We start from the raw sequence: 22148 nt of genomic DNA, 5'->3' as shown, positions 1-22148 counted from the left end.
TCGCCAGCGAGGCGCTAAGACGGATCGCCGAGCTCTACAAGATCGAAGACGCCATCCGCGGCCTATCGGCCGACAAGCGCCGTGCGATGCGTCAGGAGAGGAGCGCTTCACTTATTGCCGACCTCGAACCTTGGTTGCGCGAAAAGCTCGGCCTGATCAGCCAGAAGACAAAGCTCGCCGAGGCGATCCGCTACACGCTCTCGCGCTGGGAAGGCCTCTCGCGCTTCCTCGACGACGGACGCATCGAGATCGACAGCAACACGGTCGAACGTTCAATCCGTCCGATCGCGCTCAACCGCAAGAACGCGCTCTTCGCCGGCTCGGATGGCGGCGCCGAGCATTGGGCCGTCATCGCCTCGCTGATCGAAACCTGCAAGCTCAACGACGTCGAGCCCCTCGGCTACCTCGCCGAGATCCTCACTAGGATCGTCAACGGCCACCCAAACAGCCAGATCGACGATCTCCTGCCCTGGGCTTACATCCGCGCCTCTGAACTCAGGGCCGTGGCCTGAGAACATCGCTTACCATAGAGCTTCGAGACCACGTGGAAGAGCAACTGTCCGCCAGCCTGAGCGAAGGGCAGATACGGGCAGCAGAGCCTGGAGGTTTGACAGCTTCTTCTCGTAAACCATGACATATGGCTGGTCGAGCTTCACACGCATCTTGTCCTGATTGGTGATGGAATAGGGCGAGAGATAGCCGCGATCGAACTGCATGCCTTCGACGACCTCAAGCTCGAGTGTCCGTGATCCGATTCCCTGGGGCCGCAGCAAACGCAACCAGGTTCCAAGCGTGCGCCGCTGTCCAGGCCAGTCAGTTTTCGACTTCATCGAGCATGACTGTGGGTGCGCCTAACATGGCTCGACTGGTATGCCGTCAATGCGCCTTGGCAATGTGGCGGCCGATCCGAGTGACGGGCCTCGATGTTCAGAACTTGTAGGCTTTGCTGAACGGGCGTATTGTCTTATTTGAATTGCTATACATCAGAGAAGAGTAAAATAAGAATTTAGTAAATTTAGAAGGAAAGTCATTGGCCGGGGCGGGGGACAACCGAGCAGTATCGGTTGGCGTGAACTCGAAGTCTTGGAGGCCGGCGATGGCGAAGACGATCAACAACGGCTCGGGCGCTGGCCAGGCGGCGCCAGGACAGCCTTTCCTTGACACCACCGTCTACGGGTCGGGGCCGGACGACTCTGTTTCGGACGCGACCGAGAACGCCGCCATCACCCATCATGTGGCCACGCTGAACGGGATTTCCATTCCCTACACTGCCAAGGCCGGTCATCTCGTTTCGGTCGATCCGTCGAGTTCGAAGCCCGCGGGCAAGGTCTTCTACGTCGCCTTCACGGCTGACGGGGCGGACGCGACCACTCGCCCGGTGACCTTCTTCTACAATGGCGGTCCTGGCTCGTCGTCGGTCTTCCTGCTCCTCGGTTCCTTCGCGCCCAGACGTATTAAAACCAGCATGCCGGGCTTCACGCCGCCTCCGCCCTACGCCATGGAGGACAATCCCGACAGCCTGATCGACCGCAGTGACCTGGTCTACATAAACCCGGTGGGCACCGGCTATTCCGCGGCGATCGCGCCCTTCAAGAACCGCGACTTCTGGGGAGTCGATCAGGACGCCGTCTCGATCAAGCAGTTCATCAAGCGCTATCTCGGCGCATTCAACCGCTGGAACTCGCCGCGCTTCCTGCTCGGTGAATCCTACGGCACGGCACGCAGTTGCGTGCTGGCCTGGCTGCTGCACGAGGACGGCATCGACCTCAACGGCATCACGCTGCAGTCCAGCGTGCTCGACTATCCCGCCAACTTCTCCAACGCGGTCGGTCTGATGCCGACCTTTGCCGCGGATGCATGGTTTCACAAAAAGACCGGCATCGAGCCGCTGCCGGCGGACCTCGCTTCATACATGGGGACCGTCACTCAGTTCGCGCAGGGCCCCTATGCCGCAGCACTGAAGGCTTTCCCGAAGGCAGACCCCGCGGCGGTGGAGACGCTGAGCCGCTACCTCGGCCTTTCCGTCGGCGAACTCGGAGGCTGGCGGCTGAACGTGGAGGCTGCCGACCGGCTCGGCCATGCCGCTTTCCTGGTCGAGCTTCTGCAGGACCAAGGGCTGGCGCTGGGCGCCTATGACGGGCGCGTGACCGGCATCGACACGGGCATCTCCGCCATTGTCTCGCCCGATGGCGGCATGAACGACCCGACAATGGCGGCCGTGGGTGGCGTCTACACCACAATGTGGAACAGCTATCTCAACAACGACCTAAAATTCGCGGCAACCTCGAACTTCATCGACCTCAATGACCAGGCCTTCCAGTTTTGGGACTTCAGTCACACCGACCCGGCGGGCACGATGCAGAAACCGGACAGCCAGGGCAACCCGACGCTGTATACGGCTGGCGATCTCGCCGCCACGATGGCGGCCAATCCAGACCTGCTCGTGCTCTCGGCCAACGGCTACTACGATTCAGTGACGCCTTTCTTCCAGACCAGGCTGACGCTGGAGGCCATGCCGCTGAACGATGCCAGGGTCCGCGGCAATCTGACGATCAGGAACTACCCCTCGGGGCATATGATCTATCTCGACGGCGCTTCGCGAACGGCCATGAAAGCCGACCTCGCGGCCATGTACGACCGGGCCGTCGGCACGCGCCGCGCCCGCCTGCACGCCAGGGCGGCGTTGTCGCGCGCGGTGCCCAATATGATCCGGCCCTATTTCAAGCTCCCCGACATCGGCGACGTCGCTTTTCGTCCCGCCGTGGCCGGCGCCGAGCCTTGGAATGTGCCGGATCTGTGTCGAGCCTATTCCTGGCCAAGTGGCCTCGCCGGCGGCGGCACGATTGCGATTATCGAGTTCAGCGGGGGCTGGGTGCAGAAGGATATCGATGCTTATTTCCGCTCGACGGGCCTACCGGTACCGACCATCGTGGACGTGTCGATCGGGGCCGGCCGCAACGATCCGAACAAGCGCTCAGGCAGCCCAGCCACCGACCCTGACCGCGAGGTCGCGCTCGACATCGAAGTCGCCGCCGCGGCTTATTCCGCGGCCACGGGCGAGGCGGCAGGCATCCGTATCTACTGGGCGGACGCCAGTTACTGGGGCGCGATGGCGACTGCGATCACCGCAGCTGCTGCCGACGGCTGCGACGTCTGCTCGGTTTCCTGGGGCTCCGACGAGGCCAACTGGAAGGCGGCGGCTGCAATGGCAGGCATCGACTATCCCGGCAGGCTGAACAAGGCGGCGGAGGCCGCCAGCAGGGCCGGTATGATCGTGTTCGCCGCCTCTGGCGACAACAATTCGTCGGATGGAGGGGCGGACCCCGCCAATGTCGACTTGCCGTCGTCCAGCCCGTTCGTCGTTGGCTGCGGCGGCACCATGAAGCCCACGGCGCCAATGCGGAAGAGACTGTCTGGAACGACGACCCCGGCAACCCGAACGGCTCGGGGACGGGCGGGGGCTTCTCGGAACTGTTCCGCCCCATGCCGGCATGGCAGGCGGGGGCGCCGCACGGGCCGGGCCGCATGGTGCCCGATATCTCCGCCAATGCCGACCCCTATACCGGCTACAATGTCTTCGTGCACGGCCGGCAGGAAGTGATCGGGGGAACCAGCGCCGTGGCGCCGCTCTATGCCGGGCTATTTGCCGCATTCGGGCGCAAGCTCGGACTGGTGACGCCGCGACTCTGGCTCAACCAGACCTGCTTCAACGACATAACCAGCGGCGACAATGGCTATTTCCGCGCGCGCATCGGCCCCGACCCGTGCACCGGCATCGGCACTCCCATCGCGGACAAGTTGGGCACGCTGTTCGATGCACTTGGCAAGTCTCCGGCCGGAACGGTACCGCCAGCGCGTGGACGACGGCGGAATGCGAAGGCTGTTTGATCTGCAAGCATTCCCGATTGAATGGAGCGATGCGGGGCAATTCAGCTGCGTTACGGATCTTGCCGAGCACCGTCGCTTCCGTCAAATTGAAATCTGCCCTGATGACCGTCCTTGTCGATATCGGTAGTCCAGCGCTAGTCTAGATCAGTTTTACGCCCGCCGAACGATCGACATGCTACTGATCTCCGCGCCGAGCGATCTGGCTGGCCTATGTCGGCCGTAGGCAGACCGGCAAGCCCGCTCAGGTCAGATATTGGAGGCAGTGACCTATTCGCAGCGGATGATTTGAGCTCGATATGAACGACCGGTCGATAAGCGATGGACTTTAATGCGATCGGTACGACCCGCGGCCGTCGCGCAACATTTGCTGGCGGCCAGAGGGGTGGAGAGACCCAATCGACCATCACTGGGCACCAGACGGCTGCTACGTGCCACTAGGCAATCCTTGCTCGACTCGGCCGGCGAGAGCCCCCTCTCATTGGTCCTTGATCGGCCATGAGGCGTTCACCGGGCCCGTTCCGTTCGATTCAGGCGACACGTCAAGCCGATAGGGCGCTCTTGCCGGAACTGTCAGCCGTCACGACCGTTTTCACTCATATGCGGGCCAGGCTTGGAAAGCTAAAGAGAGGAGGATGAAAATTGACTGTCATTCTCATCGGTGCGCTACTCATCGTTGCTGGCATTGTCTACATGGCAGGCGCGGCACTCTCATACGGTCGGCTCAGCAATTTGGCACCGCTCGGCACTCCAGCCGACCGGTCGGCCTCAAGGCTGGCAACGCCTGGCCCAACTCTCGAGCCGCGACGGCGTGGGTTCGGGTTTCTCGGCTTCTCGCGCAACTGGCCAGGCCTGCTAATGATAGCGGTCGGCATCGTTCTGATGTTGACGAGCGCAGTGCCTTAGGCGCGGGTGCTAGGCGGCGCGACGGTCGCTTTCGTTACAAGTCCGAAACCCTAGCTGCTTCGCCCATAGGTTCGCCGGACCATACGAGGTCATACGAAGGATATGGGTTGGCTGACATCCGCTAAGCCATCGATTTTCCTTGATAGTCTCACACCCTCCGGGCCACCAAAATGCTTGGCCATCGCTCCCAATCAAGAGGCCGGTGACCTTACCGCCATCCCGGCGTTTGAAGAGAAAGTGCGAGGATCTTTGCCATCGCTAAGTTGGCGGTGAGTTGACGCATCGAGTTCGATGCCTCTCAGCATGGGCTCACGCTGATCGCAAATCCTGCAAAGGTCCGTCACTGGCCGGTTGGGACGTGCCGGTATAGGTTCGAGGCAGGTTAATCGATCCAGGCGTGGTCAAACCTTTGCATCATACTCCTTTGCCAAAGCCCGGACACGTTCAGCGGATTTGGCGAGCGCTTCACGTGAGATGTCACCGGTTTCAGCTGCTCGCGAGATCGCGTTTGCCACTTCATCCAGTTGGTTTCCTGTATCGGCAAGCAACAGAAAGTCACAACCGGCATTCAGGGCATCAAGAGCAACCTGGCAGACGCTGTCGCCTCGCATCGTGGCATGCGAGTCGAGATCGTCAGCCATCACAACACCCTTGAAACCGAGCGCTTCCTTCAACATTCCGACGATTTTACGGGACCGAAGGGCCGCGACCTTGTCGTCGATTGCGGATACGATGGCAGGGCCGACCATCATAATCTCGACCCCGGCTTCGATCGCCGCGCGGAAGGGCGGCAGGCCTGCCTCGATTTCGCCGCGCTGAAGCGAATTCACTGCCTGGTCGTCGATGGCAGGATCGCCAGAGACATCGCTGAAGCCAGGAAAGTGCTTGCCGGTGGCCGCAACCCGCCCGCGCTGGGCCCCGCGAATATATGCGGCGGACAACCGGCCGATCAAAGCCGGATCGGTAGACCATGTGCGTCCGCTCAGCCACGGGTTCCGCCCCTTCACGACGTCGAGAACAGGCGACAGAAAGCAGTTCACACCCAAGGAAGAAGCAATGAGGGCGACCTGGTAGGCGACGGCCTCGATGTCCTGCTCGGAGGCAAAGGGCAGGAGGTCCGGTGAAGGAAAGCTCGGCACCAGATCGTGCAGCCTGCATATGCCGGCCATCTCCTGGTCGACAGCCGCCAGCAGGAGACCGGAGCACTTTTTTGCATCCGCGGTGACCAGGCGAAAGGTTTCAGCCGACTCCGCGGCGCGGCGTTCCATGCTCATGCCGCGGGCAACATATTCGGCACGGCTTTCGCCAAGCAGGATTGACACCCCGCCTTCGTCAAGAAACCGCCGCGTCGTGTCGCTGAGTGCCGTTGCGTCGAATGCTGGCAAGAGGACCGCCTTTGCGTCTTGTGCGGGTGAAAAAGCCATGACCATCGAACCTTTCGCGCAATCCGTTAAGACGGTGTTTGATGATGCACGATTATGCACGTTTAAGCGGAGTGTCAAGCATTCTTAGCTAGCCGCGACCCTGCAGCCTCTCATCTCGTTGCTCCAGGCCTGCCGGTCTCCGTGAATTATCTTGCGCGTATTGGAAATAGTGCATAAACGTGCATGATTGCCTGCGAGAATGTCGGAGCAAGGTCCATGTATGAAGATCTGTTGTTGAAGGAGCGGTGGACGCTGATCCAGGAGCGGCTCAACAGCGAGGGGCGAATTATTGCGGCGGATCTGGCGCGCGAACTGGAGCTTTCGGAGGACACGATCCGCCGTGATCTGCGTGGTCTCGCGGCCCAGGGGCTCTGCGTCAAAGTCTATGGGGGCGCCCTGAAGGTTTCTCCGGCTTCGGGCAGCCTCACAGAGCGGACTGCCTCGGTACCGCACCGGAAGGCAGCACTGGCGCAAGCTGCTGTGGGGCTGGTTTCCGACGGCAGCACCATTTTCATCGATGGCGGTTCAACCAACCAGCTTGTCGCAAGGTTTCTGCCCGAGGCGATGAATCTTCGGGTCGTTACCAACGCGCCGGCAATCGCCATTGAACTTGGCAGCCGAACCAACATCGATATCATTCTTCTCGGAGGACGGTTTGACCCGCACACCGGGTCTTGCCTGGGCAGCAGGGCCGTGCACGAACTGGGGTTGTTGCGCCCCGATCTCACCTTTCTTGGGGCGTGCGGGTTGGACGCGGCCGCGGGCGTGACGGCGTTCAGCTTTGACGAGGCCGACTTCAAGCGCGGCCTCTGCCAGGTCAGCCGTGCGATCGTTGTTGCGGCGACGAGCGAAAAACTGGGAACGGCGGCACCGTTTGTCATCACCCAAGCGTCAGCACTTGCGGCGATTGTTGTCGAGGGCAGCGCCAGGCATGACCAGATTGCTCCCTACACCGATCTTGGGATCAGAATCTTGCGTGCTGGCAAAGATCAGCCATGACGATTGAGCGCATGTCGAGCGACTTGCTAACATCGGCATATGGCGTCCTGTTGCCGGTTACCAACGAAATTCAACCGAATGACGCGTTGCTCGCTTTTCTAGACCATGGTGGCAAGGCAATTTTGTTTGGCGAATATCCAGACGAATATGCAAGTGGCCAGATGCGACCCTCGCGGATTGTCGCCGAAACCGGCGAAGCCTGGCTCTCCTGCGTTGAAAACCTTCGATCTCGGTCCGGCGATCTGTTGATTGCGGCGGACGGCGACATTTCGGCGGTAAACCGGATGCACGTCCTTGCGCCACCACTGCCGACCTTGACGCGGGCACAACAAATGCCGATTCTGGAATTGGAGGACATCATCGCGGAATACGGCGTCGCGGTGTCGCGCCTTGGCGTAAACATGCTGCTCTCCCCGACCGCGGACGTCATCGCCGGACGCAATGATTGGCTTCGCGGCCGCGTTTTGGGCGAGGAGGTCGACACAGTGGACCGGCTTGTCGGCGCTTACGTCCGAGGTGCGAAGAGGGCGGGAATTCAGACGGCGCTGAAGCATTTCCCCGGAAACCCGACACTTACAGGCATCCCGGCACTGGAGGCGGCCATGGTGCTGGAAGATCTGGCCAGTCTGCGCATCTTGATGAAGCCTTTTTGGACCGGCATGGATGCCGGGGCTGAAGGCATGATGATGAGCCCGGCCATATTCGGCGCACTGACCCCGCCGGTAGCCGGCTCAATTTCGCCAACACTCATCGGGCTCCTTCGTGACGAGCTTGGGTTTCGCGGTCTCGTGATGACGTGTGATCTTGATCACAAGGCCACGCAACGTAATGCGACGATCGAAGAGACCTGTCTGCAGGCCTTGCTGGCCGGGGCGGATCTGCTTTTGTTGTCAGCCAGTGCTGCCCTGTCGATTCCGTCCATCGTTCTTGCAATCGTGACGGCGGTTGATTCTGGGCGGCTGCCGAAGGAGCGGCTTGAAGCGGCCGCCAGATCCACACGTGCGGCCGCGGCTAGGGGCCGCTCGTGAGCTTCTTCTTTATGTGGGGATCTGGCTCGCTGGAGAAGATGACCCGTGCCGGTTGGTGGAGACCATATTCACACGCTCACGGTATTCCCGGCATGAAAGGTGCGTCAGTTTGCTTCGGCCGACAGACCGTTGCGAAGTTGCCTTCAACGTCGCGTTGATGTCGCTTGCGCAGTGGCCGCCAGTGCTTTCGACCTTCCCAACAAAGCCATAGGTCGTGATCGACGGGTCAATCTCCGACCGCCTGGCCAGAACCCGCCGACAAGGATGGATGATGACCGACAGAGCTTCAGGAATTTCGGTTGGCGCACGCGATGGCCGTTTCAATTGCAGCCTTTTCTTCGTCGCCGCCGGCATCGGTATCGGATCCTGGGCGGCTTGTCTGCCTGTACTCAGCGCCCACAACCGCCTGGAGAAAGGTGAACTCGGGCTTGTGCTTCTTTGCTTCGCGCTAGGCGCCATCGCGACCATGATGAATGTCGGACGGCTTACGACGCGCTACAGTTGCAGCACGCTTAGCCTATGCGGGTCCCTGACGTTTGGCACCGCATTGCTCGTTGTTCCCCATGTGTCAGGCCCCGGATGGTTGGCATTTGCCGTTCTCGTCGCGGGGGCAGGCTTTGGAACGCTGGATGTATCGATGAACACGGAGGCCTCGGCGATTGAACGCCGCGCGGGGCGGCATTTGATGTCGTCGTTCCACGCGGTATTCAGCTTTGGCAATCTGGCTGGCGCCCTTGCGGTAGGCCAGATCCTCTCGCATGGCGGCGCTCTGGAGATCTGTCTGGCCGCAACGGGTCTCACAGTGGCGGCCCTCGCGATCACCGCCAGCCTTGGCGCGTCCAGAGCCGCCGAACGCGATGATCCACTTCAGACAGGGCTGACCTCCGGCAATGCGCTCGAGCGCACGCAGAAAGTATACATAGTCCTGCTTGGCATGATCGCCTTCCTCGCCTTGCTGGGCGAAGGCGGAATGATGGATTGGAGCGCCATCTACATCGTGACTGCCTTCGGAAAAACGGACAGTATCGGCGCTTATGGCTTCGCTGTCCTTGCAAGCACAATGGCGCTGGGGCGGCTGTTCGGTGACGCGATTGCCGCTCGTATCGGCTCTACGCGGCTAATGCTTTCCTGCGCTTTGGCTTGCGCGGCTTCGGTTGGACTATTGATCGTGGCGAGCAATCTCGGCCTTGTTTTTCTGTCCCTGGCAACGTGCGGCCTCGGTGTAGCCAATATCGTTCCCGCGGTATTCGCGGCTGCCGGTCGCGCCGGCGGTGCAGCCGCGGGCCGCGCCATGTCAATTGTAACGACAATGGGATATGCGGGCTTGCTTGTTGGCCCCGCCTTGCTCGGTTTCGTGGCTCAGCTCTCTTCGCTCGCTGTCAGCTTTGGTCTCATTGCGGTCGCCTTTGCGCTGATCGCGGTTTCAACGCGTTCGCTTCGCAAGGAATAGTATTGCGATTGCGGGGCCTTGGTGCCGGATATTATGAGTTGATGAGCGCCAATGCCGCCTGATGCAGATGCAGGCTCGCCGAAGCCAGGATGGCACCGCCGTTTTCGGCTGGTTCGCCGTCGAGATTGGTGACCACGCCTCCCGCCATTTCAATGATCGGAATGAGGGCGGCGATATCGTAGGGTTGCATGCTTTCTTCCAGGCAAAGGTCGATCTGCCCGGCGGCCAGCATGGCGAATGCGTAGCACTCGCCGCCATAGCGGATCATCTGCACGGCATTCCTAAGTCGAGCGAAGTTGATGCTGGGGAAATCCGGAAAGCGGTCCGGCGAATTGGTATGAAGTATCGCGGTCGCCAATGAACTCGCCGGCCTTGTCCGCAGTCGGCGGGAGCCCGATGGCGTGCTGGTCCAAGCCTCAGCCTCCGCCGCCCAGAACCGTTCACCTGTATAGGGCTGGCTCATCATACCCATGCGGGCCTTGCCTTCCACCGTCAGTCCGATGAGAGTACCCCAGACGGGAATGCCGCAGATGAATGGCCGCGTTCCGTCAATTGGATCGATGATCCACTTGATCGGTCCGTCGCCGCTTTCTCCAAATTCCTCGCCAAGCACCGCGTGATCCGGGTACTGTGCGGCTATCAGCTCGCGAATGACCTCCTCCGCTTTCTTGTCGGCGATCGTCACTGGGTCAAAGCGATAGCCGGGTTTCACCTTCTCCTCGACCTCGATCGGCTTGCGATAGTAGGACAGAGCGACTTCGGCGGCTGCGTCGGCGAGCCGATGAAAGAAGGAGATGTCCGGTAGGTCGGGCATGGCGTTCCATTCGTCGCTGTAGCGTCTGGCGGGAGGATACGAGCCTCAGGCGCCGACGAGGTCCTGCATGAGCGCCTTGAGGCCGCGCGCCACGTCGTAGCTGTTTTCCTGGTGTTGGCGCCGGCAGAACAGCTCGCAGCTCCACCAGCCATCATAGCCGGTCGCCTTTACAGCATCGACCCATTCCTTGAGGTTCAGAACACCGCCTCCTGTTGGCACATTGCGCAGCACGCTCTCATCGGGAACGCCGCCGGCGAAGGCAAGGGAATCGCAAATGTGAACACCGTAGAGAAGATTCTTGTCCAGTCGGGCAATCTGCTCCGGGTTGTCGCCCGACGTATAGCAATGCCAGAAGTCGATCACGAGCCGGATATTGTCACGATTGGCCGCCTCGATCATACGAACCTGCTTGGCGATCGTATTGAGTGGGGTCCAGGACAGGGCTTCCAGATAGATCAGCAGGCCATGCGCGGATGCAAGGTCGGCGATCGAGGCAAGGTTCGCTGCCGTGAGTTCAATCTGGGTCTTCAGTGGCAGCCCGACGACGCCACGATAAAGCCCAGGCATCGCGGCCGCGGAAGCGTCGTCCAGGGCCTGCAGGCTCAAGGGGCCGGTGATGACCTGGACCGCTTTCACGCCGGACGCAGCCGCAAGCTCGAACATGCTGGCGGCCTCTCGCATCAGTGCGTCCTTGGCTTTGCCCTGCCGTTCAACGTCGATAAGGAACCCCATCCCGGGCAAATAGATGCCGTCAACGATCTTTCTCAGATCTTCGGTCGAAAAGCCGGCATCCAGAAACGCCTGCATCTTGGCGGCTGAGACCTCCAGCCCGTCGAATCCAATCTCACGCACGATATCGAGATCGATCGCCAGCGTGGCATGTCGGGCAGCCAATGAATGAAAGAGAATAGGGTTCGGTTTTGTCATGGAGTTCCGCCGCGTCCTTAATCTTGGAGCCTGAAACAAGGTGTTCGGAAAAAGCATCAGCCATTGATGGGGACCGCTCGCCGCCTTTTGGCTGAAATCATCATTGCCTCAACCACCAGCAAGGCAGTCACGCTGTCAGAGCCCCCCGAAAGCCAGGATGCTTCCCGGCTACGCGTGTTCACGAAGTCCTTAACCGTCGACACCTGGAAGTCGTGTTCCCGGACGGGAACGAGTTCACTCTTGCCGTCCGTTCTCCGAAGCAGCGTTCCCGACGCACGCCCGTTCATCGTACCCTGAGCAATCAAGGCTCCCCTGTCGCCTGCAACCATCACCATGCTCTCGATGTCGGCGGTACTGAAGCTCTCATAGGCCTGAAAGAGGCACCCGTTGCTTAGTCTGACCGTGTAAGCCAGCTGGCTTGGAGCCGCATCAAACGGCGCGCTTGTTGCGGTCACCTCAAGCGGCTCGGCTGCGGTCAGGAAACGCGCCAGATCGATGTCTTCGACCGACACGTCGAGATAGATTCCACCACCTTCGTCGGCATCTCGAGCTCTGCGGGTGAGCGGGCCATGATAGGGACCTCCGCGCAGCAAGACAATCGACCGAACCGTTCCAATGTCGCCATCGGAGATCAGTCGCCGCATGGTCTGGTGTATTGTCGATGCCCTCAACGGTTGGTTCACCGCCAGCGACGCCCCGGCCTGATTGCAAAGCGTCACCAGAGTTTTCGCCGATCTGCTGTTGTCGGAAATCGGCCCGTCGCACAAAATGTGCTTGCGTGCGCCCGCGGCGGCGGAAATGTAGTGCGGTCGGCGTTTTAGCCGGGCGCTGATATAGGCGAACCCGACAGATGGATCCTGCAGCGCGCGATCAACGTCGGTCGTCGAGTGCGGGATGCCAAGATCTTGCGCAAAATTGGCGGCATCGATCTTGTTTTGGCTGACCACCCACAGAGGCGAATGGCCTATGGCCCGGATAGCCTCAACCATGAGCTCAGTGGCAATGGTGCCTGCCCCCACGAACGACCAACCGGCCTTGGCACTTGCTGGCACTGGAACACTCCTCCGCGCGTTGACCGTCCGGACTATGGTGTCCGACTCTGTCGACATCAATTTCGCATATCGTTGAAGTCCTTCTCACTTTGGCGTAACCTTAGCGCCAGGTTGCGTCATCTGGGAGACTTCCTGTCGTGAACTTCGTGGGCGAAGACACTGGCGCACTGGCGGCGAATCTCAGGACACTGTGCGATCAGCACGGTTCGGTGGCCGCGGTCTGCCGCAAGATCAACGTCAATCGTCAGCAGTTCAACAAATATCTCTCCGGCGCTCATGTTCCCTCAGCCTCTAATCTACGCATAATCGCCAATTATTTTGGGTTAAGCGTACCGATCCTTTTTTCCGATGCCGATGAATTTCGGACGCTGGTGGACGGTAATTTCTTTCATGCGATGGCGACCGCGCGGCAATTGCCCGAGTTTTCGCGCTTCATTTCCAACATGATTGTCGAGAACAATTCGCAGGATAATGAAATAGCTGGCATCTATGACCGCTATCAATTCTCCTCAATCTATAAGGGATTTGTTCTTAAATCTGCATTCTGCATCTATCGGAATCGAGAATTTTTACAGCATTACTACGTTGAGCGTTTTCCCAGTTTCGATAATCCGCGAAAAATTGAATACATATTCAAATATTATGGCTTCTGTTTTCCTCTTGCCGACCGGCTCTTCACCGCGGATTTCGAGGGTATTCAGTGCAATGAGCTCACATTCGGTGTCTATGCGCAGGTAAAGCGTAACGCCAAACGGTTCATGTTCGGGATTTCCAGCGGCATCGCCGCGAATGTATTCCGCCAGCCCTATTCGACCAAAGTGGCCCTGCATTACCGTGGACCCGGCCTGCTGCGCCGGCAGCACCTCCAGGAGTTGACGGTCATGGATCGCACTGATCCGGCAATTCCCCGCGAGGCCCTGCAGTATCTGGGGGATGGATCGGACATGATCCAGATGTGAGAATCTTGGAAGGCACCCGCTTTCTGGGTCCGGCATGTGAAGGTGACAGACGCTCCTGAAGGCCACTCAGGGGTGGAGTTCGATGGCAAGCCAGACCGAGTCGGTGTCGGCGTAATAGCGGTGCCAGGGGTAGGTCCATTCATTCTTCTGGGTTACACGGCAGAAGGGGTCATGCGAGTAGCCGATCGGCATGAGCACGTCCTCGTAGATGGTCGACGCGTCACGATGCTCGAATTTCTGCATGCGTCCCCTGCCATGGATCTGGGTGTGGGTTTCCAGGAACCGATGGTCGTTGTGGATGAAGCAATCCGTATCTCCCGGCGCCCACCACAGATTGAGTTTCAGCGTAAATGTCTGTGGCGCTAACGGCGTGCTGCGTTCGTTGGTGAAGACGTAAGGGTCGGTCGTCAAAGTGCCGATTTCGTCCTGGGATGAAATAAAAAGTGGCGTGTCGCGCGGAAAACTCTTGATGCGATTGCCGAGCCACTCCCATCCGCGGAACATGCAGCCGCCAAGGTTGACGGGATTGGTGACCTTGACGATGGCGGCACGCCCGGCCGACTTTATCCGGCCTCCCTTGAGCCAGGTGGATTTCCAGGCGGGGACAACGGCCGGATGCTTGTCGCCCGTGAGCATCGGCGAGGGTCCGATGTTGATCACGACGGCGTCCTCGACGTCATAGTCGACGACGTCTTCGATAAGCTTGGCGAAAATGAAATCGTCGGCAAAAGACAGGTCTCTCGTGCGGTTTGTCATAGCTCTGCCTGACGCAAGAAATTCATTGAATGCCAACAAGCCACAGGGACACGGCTGGCGATAGTGCGCGGCATGATGAATTTGGTCGCGAATTGACGCCTTTTGTGCGTCATATAGCGTCGAATCTTTATCCTGCTCTCGCAGCCCGTTCTGACAGGGGCAGCGCGTCACATTGGCGGGGACGGGTCTGGGGCGGCGATCGGTCCGGTCTCGGGGTGGGTTTCCAGATATTGGCCAGGCAGGGTTAGGCCGACCGGAAACGAGACGACGCACTTTTTCTCGATCTCTGCTTCATCTTGCGTCAGCGAAACGTGTGCTGCGCACTTGCCACATGCCATCGACTGCCTGCTTACTGAAGGCATAACGAGGGCTGGCTGTTGCCATCTCTCCGTGAGCAACAGGTTGCTCACGTCATAAAATCACAGTTAGAGGGTCGAACAGATGAACCTGACAGGCGGACAAGTCGTCGCGAGGGCACTCAAGCAATATGGTATTGAGTATGTGGCAGGCGTGCCCGGCCACGGTATCTGGTCCCTTTTCGACGCCTTCCTTGAAGAAGGTTCGAACCTGCCGTTCATCCAGGTGATGCACGAGCAGAGCGCTGTGCACATGGCCGACGGCTTCTTCCGGGCCAGCGGTCGGCCAATGGCCTGCTCGACCTCGATCGGCCCTGGCGCAACCAACACGATCATCGGCCTCGCAACCTGTTACGCCGACTCGATTCCGGCCTTCTACGTCTCTGGCGGCCCCGCGACGCACATGAAGGGGCATGGCGTAATGCAGGAGATCGAACGACAGAACGAGAACGCCTTCCCGCGCATCACCGAACAGGTCACCAAGCGCTCATACAAGGCCGGCCGCGTCGATGAACTGCCTTTCATCATGCACCGCGCGTTCAACACGATGCTCAGCGGCCGTCCCGGACCGGTGCACGTCGAGGTTCCGATGGATATTCAAGTGGAGGCCGCCGATGTCGAGATACATCCTCTCGACCTGCGGATGGCGCGCGGCGTCTCCTACCCCGATCCGCGGGCGGTAGAGCAGGCCTTGAAGCTCCTGCTTTCGGCCGATCGGCCGGTAATCGTCGCCGGTGGCGGCGCGATCTCAGCGAATACGTCGAGCGAGTTGACCCGGCTGGCCGAGAAACTGGGCGCCGCCGTTTCCATCACCTGGAACGGCAAAGGGGCCATTTCGGAAGACCACGCGCTCTTTATTGGCGCCGTCGGGCAGACAGGCACCACTTGCGGCAATAACATCACCGCATCCGCCGACGTGGTGATGTCGGTCGGGTGCCGCTTTACCGACTGGTCCGCCTCCTCCTATGCCAAGGGCGTCAGCTTCTCGATCCCGCCCGGCAAGCTCATTCACATCGATCTCGACCATCATGAGATCGGCAAGAATTATCCAACCGAAGTCGGCATCGTCGCCGATGCCAAGGCGACGCTGGAAGCCATGCTGGCGATGATCTCGGACGCCGATTCCAGGAAGGCGATCGCGCGACGGGAGAAATTCCTCGCCGATGTTCAGAAAGCAAAAGCGGACTGGGAAACCATGCTCGCCCCGCGCCGGGACAGCCGCGAAACACCGTTCACGTCGCAACGGCCGCTTGGGGCACTGCGCAAGGTGATGAACCGCGACGGCATTGTCGTCGTCGGGTCTGGCAATACACAGGGCGCTGTCAAGCAGACTTTTCCCGTCTACCAGCCGCGGACGCATCTTACATCCGGGTCATTCTCGCCGATGGGCTGGGCTGTACCTGCCGCCATGGGCGCGAAGCTGGCGATGCCTGACCGTCAGGTCGTCTCGATCACGGGCGACGGCGACTTCATGATGTCGCTGCCCGAACTTGGCACGGCGGTGATGAACAACATTCCGGTCGTGTTCCTAGTCCAGAACAACCAGGGTTACATGTCGATCCGTGGCGGGCAGCGCAAGTTCATGGGTCGTCACATCGCCTCCGAGTTCAACCATCACAAAGGCAATGGCGAGCCCTACAGCGCCGATATCGCAGCAGTCGCCAAGAATTTTGGCGTGGAGAGCTGGAAGGTCACCTCCGACGCGGATCTGGAGAAATCGCTCAAGGCCGCGCTTGATTGTGGCGGTCCCGCGCTGGTCGAGGTCATAACCTCGCGTGATGCGGCCGGCCCTTTCGCCACCGGCTGGTGGGATTTCCCGTCGCCGGCCTACTACGAAAAGGAACAGGCGGCTTACGCCGAGAAGCGGGCGCTCGAACAGCACCTTTAGTGGCGCAAGGCGAGCCTCCTGCTCGCCGATCCATTCAGTCGATCTCCACCAGGCCATGCGGGGCGTCAGTCCTGCAAATGAAGAGTTATTATCATGATACGAACCATCAAGTCCGCGCGAGGCAACGTTGGCAATGGCGACGACGCTGCCGTGACCAAGGCGGTCCAGTCGCTGCTGGCTCAGGTGGAGCAGGGAGGCGACAAGGCGGTACGTGAACTTTCGATGCGTTTCGACGGCTTCGATCGAGACTCCTACCTTCTGACGAAGAACGAGATCGACGGCTGCGTCAATTCGCTGACGAAGCTTGAACGCGAAGACCTCGATTTCGCCCAGGACCAGATCCGCAATTTCGCGGAAGCCCAGAAGGCGACATTGCTCGATCTCGAAGTCGAGACCCTGCCAGGCGTTGTCCTGGGCCATCGCCATTTGCCGATTCAGAACGTCGGCTGCTACGTGCCGGGCGGCAAATACCCGCTGCTGGCGTCAGCGCACATGACGGTACTCACCGCGCGGGTGGCTGGATGCGAGCGCGTTATCACCTGCGCACCGCCTTTCCAGGGCAGGATCGCGCGGAAGATCGTGGCCGCCCAGGCCCTGGCGGGCGCTGACGAGATTTACTGCCTTGGCGGGGTCCAGGCGATCGCGGCGATGGCCTATGGAACCGAGACGATAGCTCCAGTCGACATGGTGGCGGGGCCGGGCAACGCTTATGTCGCCGAAGCCAAGCGCCTGTTGTTCGGCAAGGTTGGAATTGATCTCTTCGCCGGTCCAACGGAGACACTGATCATTGCTGACGAGACCGTCGACGGCGAGTTGGTTGCCACCGACTTGCTCGGCCAGGCCGAGCATGGTGTGAATTCGCCGGCGGTGCTCGTCACCACTTCGGCAAAGCTGGCGACGAGCACGCTGGCCGAAATCGAACGGCTTTTGGAAATCCTTCCGACGGCCGCGGTCGCCGGCAAGGCATGGAACGATTTCGGTGAGATCATTCTGTGCGACACGATCGACGAAATGCTGGCGGAAAGCGACCGCATCGCTTCCGAGCATGTCCAGGTGTTGACCCGCGATACGGATTATTTCCTCAACAACATGAAGAACTATGGCGCGTTGTTCCTGGGCGCTCGAACAAACGTCTCGTTCGGCGACAAGGTCATAGGCACCAACCATACACTGCCGACCAACAAGGCCGCGCGTTACACCGGTGGGCTCTGGGTCGGCAAGTTCCTCAAGACCTGCACCTACCAGCGCATAGAAACGGACGAGGCTTCTGCCCTGATCGGCCAATACGGCTCGCGGCTCTCCCTCATGGAAGGCTTCGTTGGGCACGCTGAACAGGCCAACATCCGCGTCCGCCGCTACGGGAAAAGAAATGTCGGCTACGCCATGCCGGTTGATCCCGTCTGGCCGGTCGATCCCATCTGACTTCGCCCGCCCGATAACAGCGAAAATGCGACCGGGCATTTCAACTTCAACAATGGGGAACAACCATGAATAGACCTAAGAACATCTTGTTGGCCACAGCTCTGGCACTGACTTTCGCCGGCCAGGCCATGGCTCAAACGACGATCGAAGGCCTGCACGTATGGACGTCGGCAAGTGAAGTCGGCGCGCTGAAGGTCCTCACCGACAAACTCGCGACCATGGGCTTCGTGTGGCAGGACAGCGCGGTTGGTGGTGCCAACGGCGCAAATGCTCAACAGGCACTGCGCACCCGGGTGGCCGCCGGCAACCCGCCCGCCGTTATGCAGTTTCTGGGCTTTGAAGGGCTCGGTTGGGCAAAAGAGGGTGCGCTGCGTTCGCTGAATGATCTGTACAACAAGAATGGATGGCAGGCGGACCTGCCGCCGGTGATGTTACAGTTCCTGAAACAGGGCGACGACTTCTTCGCGACCCCGATCAACATGCATCGGCAGAACTGGGTCTGGGCGAACAAGGCGGTGTTCGACAAAGCCGGCATCACACCCCCCAAAAGCTGGGAAGAGCTGATTGCCGATGGCGACAAGCTGAAGGCAATCGGGGTCACCCCGATCGCCATGAGCGACGAGGGCTGGCAGATCGAGGAACTCTTTGAATCGATCGTCACCGACGTCAACGGCCCGGATTTCTACAAGAAGGCAATCATCGATCTTGATGACGAGGCGCTTTCCGGCCCGGAGATGGTCAAGGCGTTCGATCTCCTGGGCAAGGTGCGCGGACTGCACGACGCCGGTTACACCGGCCGCGATTGGGCAGCGGCAAGTGCCATGGTCGCGAATGGCCAGGCTGGCATGCAGATCATGGGCGATTGGGCGAAGGGCGAATTCCTTGCCAAGGGAATGAAGCCCGGCATCGATTTCCTCTGCTTCCCGACGCCGACAGCCACCCCTAACTATAAATTCGTGTTCGATACCTTCGGTGGTTTCAAGATCAACAATCCCAAAATCAATTCAGGGCAGGACGCGGTCGCGGAAGCTATGATGGACCCTGAAGTCGAGAAGAACTTCAACTTGATCAAGGGGTCGATTCCGGCGCGCACGGACGTTTCGATGGATGCATTTGACGACTGCGCCAAGCGCAGCTTCGCGGATCGGGCGGAGGCCATCAAGAACAATGCCATGTGGGGTTCCGTCACTGACGGTTTCGCCGTGGAGCCGCGGTTCTCTGGCGTCTTTCTCGACGTGGTCGGCAAGTTCTTCGTCAGCGACATGACTTCACAAGACGCTGCAAAAGCCCTGGTTGACGGCATCAACAACGCCCGCTGAGGCGCGCGTGCCAAGCCGCCGGGACAATGGAGCGTCCCGGCGGCCCACCTTCTCGTTCGGCCAGGATGGTCAAAAACGCGGGACAACGTGATGAAAAGATCTATCCGATTTTCTGACCGTTTGGCCAACTGGCTGCCACGGCTGGTTTTGACCCCCAGCCTGCTGGTTGTCCTGGTCGCGGTGTACCTCTTCATCGCCTGGACAGGCTGGATTTCGCTGTCTTCTTCGAACATCGTGCCGAGATACGACTTCGTCGGACTAGAGCAATATGTTCGTCTGTGGTCGACGCCGCGCTGGCACACGGCGGTGGCCAATCTGTTCATATTCTCATCGCTGTTCCTGGGCCTGACCACCGGGCTCGGCTTGTTGATGGCGATCCTGCTGGATCAACGCATTCGGGCCGAGGGCGCCTTGCGGGCGATTTTCCTCTATCCGATGGCGTTGTCCTTCATCGTCACGGGCACTGCCTGGAAGTGGATCCTCAACCCAGCGCTGGGTGTCCAGAAAGTGGTGAACGACGCGGGTTGGACCAGTTTTGTTTTTGACTGGATTTCCCAACCCCGCTTCGCGATCTACTGCGTGGTGATTGCCGCTGTATGGCAATCGACCGGCTTCGCGATGGCGATCTTTCTGGCCGGTTTGCGCGGTATCGACAATTCGGTCATCAAGGCGGCGCAGATCGAGGGCGCGGGCCTGCCCCTGATATACCGTACCATCATCGTCCCGATGTTGCGGCCGGCGTTCCTGAGCGTGATCGTACTGCTCAGCTATGTGGCAATCAAAAGCTTCGACCTCATCCTCGCATTGACCAATACGGGGCCTGGCTCGGCCACCGAAATGCCCTCGACATTCATGTACGCAGCCACATTTCGGCGCGACCAGATGGGGGTGGGGGCGGCCAGCGCAATGATGATGCTGATGACAGTCGCCGCCATCATTGTGCCCTATCTCTACTCGGAGCTGAAGGAGACCCGTGATGGCTGCTAATGTCAGGTCTCGGCATCGGCAGCACGCCACCGGCCGCGCGCTCATATATGGCGGCTTGCTGTGTCTGGCCGCGTTCTATCTCATGCCGCTCTGGGTCATCATCACGACTTCGGTAAAGCACCTGGACGAAATCTATGCCGGCTCTTTCATCGGGCTGCCGAAGGAAATCACCTTCGACGCCTGGCGAAGCGCCTGGTCAGAAGCCTGCAATGGGACCGCCTGCAAGGGCTTGAAACCCTATTTCATCAACTCTCTGATCATGGTGGTTCCTGCCGTCATCCTGTCGACCGGAATAGGTGCCATCAACGGCTACGTGATCACCAAATGGAGATTTCCAGGTTCCAACTTCATTTTCGGAATCTTGCTGTTTGGCTGCTTCCTGCCGTTCCAGGCCGTGATCCTGCCAATGGCACAAACCTTGGGCTTCCTTGGCCTCGCCGGCACACTTGCCGGGCTGGTGCTGGTCCACACTGTCTACGGCATCGCATTCACGACCCTGTTTTTCCGAAACTATTTCGTTGGTGTGCCGGATGAGCTTGTGAAGGCGGCGCAGATCGACGGGGCGGGTTTCATGCGGATCTTCGTGTCCATCATGTTGCCGACCGCCCTGCCGATCATCGTTGTGTCCTGCATCTGGCAGTTCACCCAAATCTGGAACGACTACCTTTTCGGAGTCTCGTTCACGGCCGGCGAAAATGCTCCCATCACCGTGGCGCTCAACAATGTCGTCAACGTCTCAATGGGACGCAAGGAATACAATGTCGACATGGCCGCCGCCATGATCGCCGGTCTTCCCACACTCATCGTTTACATCGTCGCGGGCCGCTACTTCGTGCGGGGCCTGACAGCCGGCGCAGTGAAAGGGTAACCTCGATGGCAACTCTCGAAATCGATCGCGTTCGAAAATCCTTCGGCTCTGTTGAAGTTTTGAAGGGGGTCAGTATTTCGATCGCCGATGGAGACTTTCTCGTTCTTCTCGGACCCTCCGGATGCGGTAAGTCAACGCTCCTCAGTATGATCGCCGGGCTGGAAAGCGTCACCTCGGGCGAAATCCGGATTGCAAACGACGTTGTCAACGATCTGCCGCCAAAGGATCGCGACATCGCCATGGTGTTCCAATCCTATGCGCTCTATCCGACCATGACGGTGCGCCAGAACATCGAGTTCGGAATGAAGATCCGCGGCGTACAGCCGGCTGAACGGGCGAAGGCAACGCTTGCCGCGGCTGAGATGCTGCAGATGAAACATTTACTGGACCGCCGTCCGAGCCAGCTTTCCGGTGGCCAGCGCCAGCGCGTAGCCATGGGGCGTGCCGTTGTGCGTGACCCGAAGCTGTTTCTGTTCGACGAGCCGCTGTCAAACCTTGATGCCAAACTGCGCGTTGATATGCGAACCGAGATTAAACGGCTCCATCAGCGCCTGGGCACGACAATAGTCTATGTAACCCATGACCAGATCGAGGCCATGACGCTGGCAACCCGGGTTGCCGTGATGAAGGATGGAGTTGTCCAGCAACTGGACGATCCGCAGGTGGTCTACGACCGACCGGCCAATACCTACGTCGCCAAGTTTGTCGGCTCACCCTCGATGAGTTTGATTCCAGCAAGGCTGGCGGTCGATGGCGCGGGTGCCGTCGCGGTTTTCGACATTCCAAATGAAAAGCCCGCGCGCATTTCCGGAATTCCAATCGCGAAGGAAAACGCCACGAAATTCAATGGCCAAAACGTTCTTGTCGGTATCCGGCCGGAACTGTTCACGGTTTCCGACGGAAAACCAGGCAGGACAATTTCGGTCCACATCGATGTCGTCGAGCCGACCGGTCCAGACACACTGGCGCTCTTCCAGATTGGCGGTGTCGAAGTCACGGCACGTGTTCCGCCGAAGACGGTAGAGGCGCGAAAATCAGCGACCCTGACGGTCGACACGACCAAGATCGTCCTGTTCGATGCTGTCACCGAAGACCGAATTGACTGAGG

At 59.8% G+C, this 22148-nt stretch carries 18 protein-coding genes and 1 pseudogene; 13 read left to right on the top strand and 6 right to left on the bottom strand.

Features of this window, described 5'->3' with window-relative positions:
• Positions 1–512, top strand: a 512-nt coding sequence (locus tag FJ930_RS27005; RefSeq protein ID WP_141840805.1) for a transposase, incomplete at its 5' end; no start/stop codon positions are given.
• A gap of 54 nt (positions 513–566) precedes the next feature.
• Here the strand turns inward: FJ930_RS27005 and groEL are convergent.
• A pseudogene (gene groEL, locus FJ930_RS27000) lies at positions 567–737 on the bottom strand (chaperonin GroEL); the annotation flags it as partial.
• Between the two features lie 359 nt (positions 738–1096).
• Between groEL and FJ930_RS26995 the strand changes: the two are divergent.
• Complete coding sequence (locus tag FJ930_RS26995; protein ID WP_141840804.1) at positions 1097–3601, top strand: S8 family serine peptidase; 2505 nt, start codon at positions 1097–1099, stop codon at positions 3599–3601.
• Complete coding sequence (locus FJ930_RS26990) at positions 3526–3888, top strand: hypothetical protein (RefSeq protein ID WP_141840803.1); 363 nt, start codon at positions 3526–3528, stop codon at positions 3886–3888. The genes FJ930_RS26995 and FJ930_RS26990 overlap by 76 nt, the downstream gene beginning before the upstream one ends.
• Before the next feature lie 1304 nt (positions 3889–5192).
• Here FJ930_RS26990 and FJ930_RS26980 read toward each other — a convergent pair.
• On the bottom strand, positions 5193–6221 hold the full coding sequence (locus FJ930_RS26980) for a glycoside hydrolase family 3 N-terminal domain-containing protein (RefSeq protein ID WP_141840801.1): 1029 nt from the start codon (positions 6219–6221) through the stop codon (positions 5193–5195).
• A gap of 210 nt (positions 6222–6431) precedes the next feature.
• Here FJ930_RS26980 and FJ930_RS26975 point away from each other — a divergent pair, with 210 nt between their 5' ends.
• The 3 genes from FJ930_RS26975 (at position 6432) to FJ930_RS26965 (ending at position 9692) form a co-directional block, all read left to right on the top strand.
• Positions 6432–7214 (top strand): DeoR/GlpR family DNA-binding transcription regulator, encoded by a 783-nt coding sequence (locus FJ930_RS26975; RefSeq protein WP_141840800.1) that lies wholly within the window; start codon positions 6432–6434, stop codon positions 7212–7214.
• A complete protein-coding gene (locus FJ930_RS26970) occupies positions 7211–8242 on the top strand; it encodes a glycoside hydrolase family 3 N-terminal domain-containing protein (RefSeq protein WP_210245384.1) in 1032 nt (343 codons plus the stop codon). Before FJ930_RS26975 ends, FJ930_RS26970 begins: the two co-directional genes overlap by 4 nt.
• Before the next feature lie 268 nt (positions 8243–8510).
• Positions 8511–9692, top strand: a complete 1182-nt coding sequence (locus tag FJ930_RS26965; RefSeq protein WP_246677042.1) for an MFS transporter — start codon at positions 8511–8513, stop codon at positions 9690–9692.
• 31 nt (positions 9693–9723) lie between these two features.
• Here the strand turns inward: FJ930_RS26965 and hisN are convergent, their stop codons facing one another.
• Genes hisN through FJ930_RS26950 form a run of 3 tightly spaced genes read right to left on the bottom strand, consistent with a single transcriptional unit; the run spans position 9724 to position 12485 of the window.
• Positions 9724–10506: a histidinol-phosphatase gene (gene hisN / locus FJ930_RS26960; protein WP_141840799.1), complete on the bottom strand. Its 783-nt coding sequence runs from the start codon at positions 10504–10506 to the stop codon at positions 9724–9726.
• 45 nt (positions 10507–10551) lie between these two features.
• A complete protein-coding gene (locus tag FJ930_RS26955; RefSeq protein ID WP_246677041.1) occupies positions 10552–11490 on the bottom strand; it encodes a sugar phosphate isomerase/epimerase family protein in 939 nt (312 codons plus the stop codon).
• Positions 11490–12485 (bottom strand): Gfo/Idh/MocA family oxidoreductase, encoded by a 996-nt coding sequence (locus FJ930_RS26950; RefSeq protein ID WP_246677040.1) that lies wholly within the window; start codon positions 12483–12485, stop codon positions 11490–11492. The genes FJ930_RS26955 and FJ930_RS26950 overlap by 1 nt, the downstream gene beginning before the upstream one ends.
• 137 nt (positions 12486–12622) lie before the next feature.
• Between FJ930_RS26950 and FJ930_RS26945 the strand changes: the two genes are divergently transcribed.
• On the top strand, positions 12623–13444 hold the full coding sequence (locus tag FJ930_RS26945) for a helix-turn-helix transcriptional regulator (RefSeq protein ID WP_141840797.1): 822 nt from the start codon (positions 12623–12625) through the stop codon (positions 13442–13444).
• A 66-nt stretch (positions 13445–13510) separates the two neighbouring features.
• Here FJ930_RS26945 and FJ930_RS26940 read toward each other — a convergent pair whose 3' ends face one another.
• A complete protein-coding gene (locus tag FJ930_RS26940) occupies positions 13511–14200 on the bottom strand; it encodes a hypothetical protein (RefSeq protein ID WP_141840796.1) in 690 nt (229 codons plus the stop codon).
• A 441-nt stretch (positions 14201–14641) separates the two neighbouring features.
• Between FJ930_RS26940 and FJ930_RS26935 the strand changes: the two genes are divergently transcribed.
• The 6 genes from FJ930_RS26935 to ugpC all read left to right on the top strand — a co-directional run bounded on the left by FJ930_RS26935 (position 14642) and on the right by ugpC (position 22146).
• Complete coding sequence (locus FJ930_RS26935; RefSeq protein ID WP_141840795.1) at positions 14642–16444, top strand: thiamine pyrophosphate-binding protein; 1803 nt, start codon at positions 14642–14644, stop codon at positions 16442–16444.
• 93 nt (positions 16445–16537) lie between these two features.
• Positions 16538–17866 carry a histidinol dehydrogenase gene (hisD, locus tag FJ930_RS26930; RefSeq protein WP_141840794.1) on the top strand — a complete coding sequence of 443 codons (1329 nt, stop codon included), beginning with the start codon at positions 16538–16540 and terminating at the stop codon, positions 17864–17866.
• Positions 17867–17931: 65 nt separating this feature from the next.
• The gene (locus FJ930_RS26925; protein WP_141840793.1) at positions 17932–19185 is read left to right on the top strand and encodes an ABC transporter substrate-binding protein; all 1254 of its coding nucleotides are present in this window, start codon (positions 17932–17934) and stop codon (positions 19183–19185) included.
• Positions 19186–19275: 90 nt separating this feature from the next.
• On the top strand, positions 19276–20172 hold the full coding sequence (locus tag FJ930_RS26920) for a sugar ABC transporter permease (RefSeq protein ID WP_141840792.1): 897 nt from the start codon (positions 19276–19278) through the stop codon (positions 20170–20172).
• Complete coding sequence (locus tag FJ930_RS26915; protein WP_141840791.1) at positions 20162–21040, top strand: carbohydrate ABC transporter permease; 879 nt, start codon at positions 20162–20164, stop codon at positions 21038–21040. Before FJ930_RS26920 ends, FJ930_RS26915 begins: the two co-directional genes overlap by 11 nt.
• Positions 21041–21045: 5 nt before the next feature.
• On the top strand, positions 21046–22146 hold the full coding sequence (gene ugpC / locus FJ930_RS26910) for a sn-glycerol-3-phosphate ABC transporter ATP-binding protein UgpC (RefSeq protein ID WP_141840790.1): 1101 nt from the start codon (positions 21046–21048) through the stop codon (positions 22144–22146).
• Positions 22147–22148 lie beyond the last annotated feature (2 nt).

The sequence above is a fragment of the Mesorhizobium sp. B2-4-15 genome (assembly GCF_006658505.1).
Taxonomy (GTDB): Bacteria; Pseudomonadota; Alphaproteobacteria; order Rhizobiales; family Rhizobiaceae; genus Mesorhizobium.
This window is presented reverse-complemented; position numbering and strand designations above follow the sequence as displayed.

Excerpts from the sequence above, each read along its gene's own strand:
- FJ930_RS26915 (WP_141840791.1), top strand. The coding sequence starts at position 20,162 with ATGGCTGCTAATGTCAGGTCTCGGCATCGGCAGCACGCCACCGGCCGC.
- FJ930_RS26995 (WP_141840804.1), top strand. The coding sequence starts at position 1,097 with ATGGCGAAGACGATCAACAACGGCTCGGGCGCTGGCCAGGCGGCGCCA.
- FJ930_RS26940 (WP_141840796.1), bottom strand. The coding sequence starts at position 14,200 with ATGACAAACCGCACGAGAGACCTGTCTTTTGCCGACGATTTCATTTTC.
- FJ930_RS26990 (WP_141840803.1), top strand. The coding sequence starts at position 3,526 with ATGGTGCCCGATATCTCCGCCAATGCCGACCCCTATACCGGCTACAAT.
- FJ930_RS26925 (WP_141840793.1), top strand. The coding sequence starts at position 17,932 with ATGAATAGACCTAAGAACATCTTGTTGGCCACAGCTCTGGCACTGACT.
- ugpC (WP_141840790.1), top strand. The coding sequence starts at position 21,046 with ATGGCAACTCTCGAAATCGATCGCGTTCGAAAATCCTTCGGCTCTGTT.
- FJ930_RS26980 (WP_141840801.1), bottom strand. The coding sequence starts at position 6,221 with ATGGTCATGGCTTTTTCACCCGCACAAGACGCAAAGGCGGTCCTCTTG.
- FJ930_RS26965 (WP_246677042.1), top strand. The coding sequence starts at position 8,511 with ATGATGACCGACAGAGCTTCAGGAATTTCGGTTGGCGCACGCGATGGC.
- FJ930_RS26955 (WP_246677041.1), bottom strand. The coding sequence starts at position 11,490 with ATGCTTTTTCCGAACACCTTGTTTCAGGCTCCAAGATTAAGGACGCGG.
- hisN (WP_141840799.1), bottom strand. The coding sequence starts at position 10,506 with ATGCCCGACCTACCGGACATCTCCTTCTTTCATCGGCTCGCCGACGCA.
- FJ930_RS26970 (WP_210245384.1), top strand. The coding sequence starts at position 7,211 with ATGACGATTGAGCGCATGTCGAGCGACTTGCTAACATCGGCATATGGC.
- hisD (WP_141840794.1), top strand. The coding sequence starts at position 16,538 with ATGATACGAACCATCAAGTCCGCGCGAGGCAACGTTGGCAATGGCGAC.
- FJ930_RS26975 (WP_141840800.1), top strand. The coding sequence starts at position 6,432 with ATGTATGAAGATCTGTTGTTGAAGGAGCGGTGGACGCTGATCCAGGAG.
- FJ930_RS26920 (WP_141840792.1), top strand. The coding sequence starts at position 19,276 with ATGAAAAGATCTATCCGATTTTCTGACCGTTTGGCCAACTGGCTGCCA.
- FJ930_RS26935 (WP_141840795.1), top strand. The coding sequence starts at position 14,642 with ATGAACCTGACAGGCGGACAAGTCGTCGCGAGGGCACTCAAGCAATAT.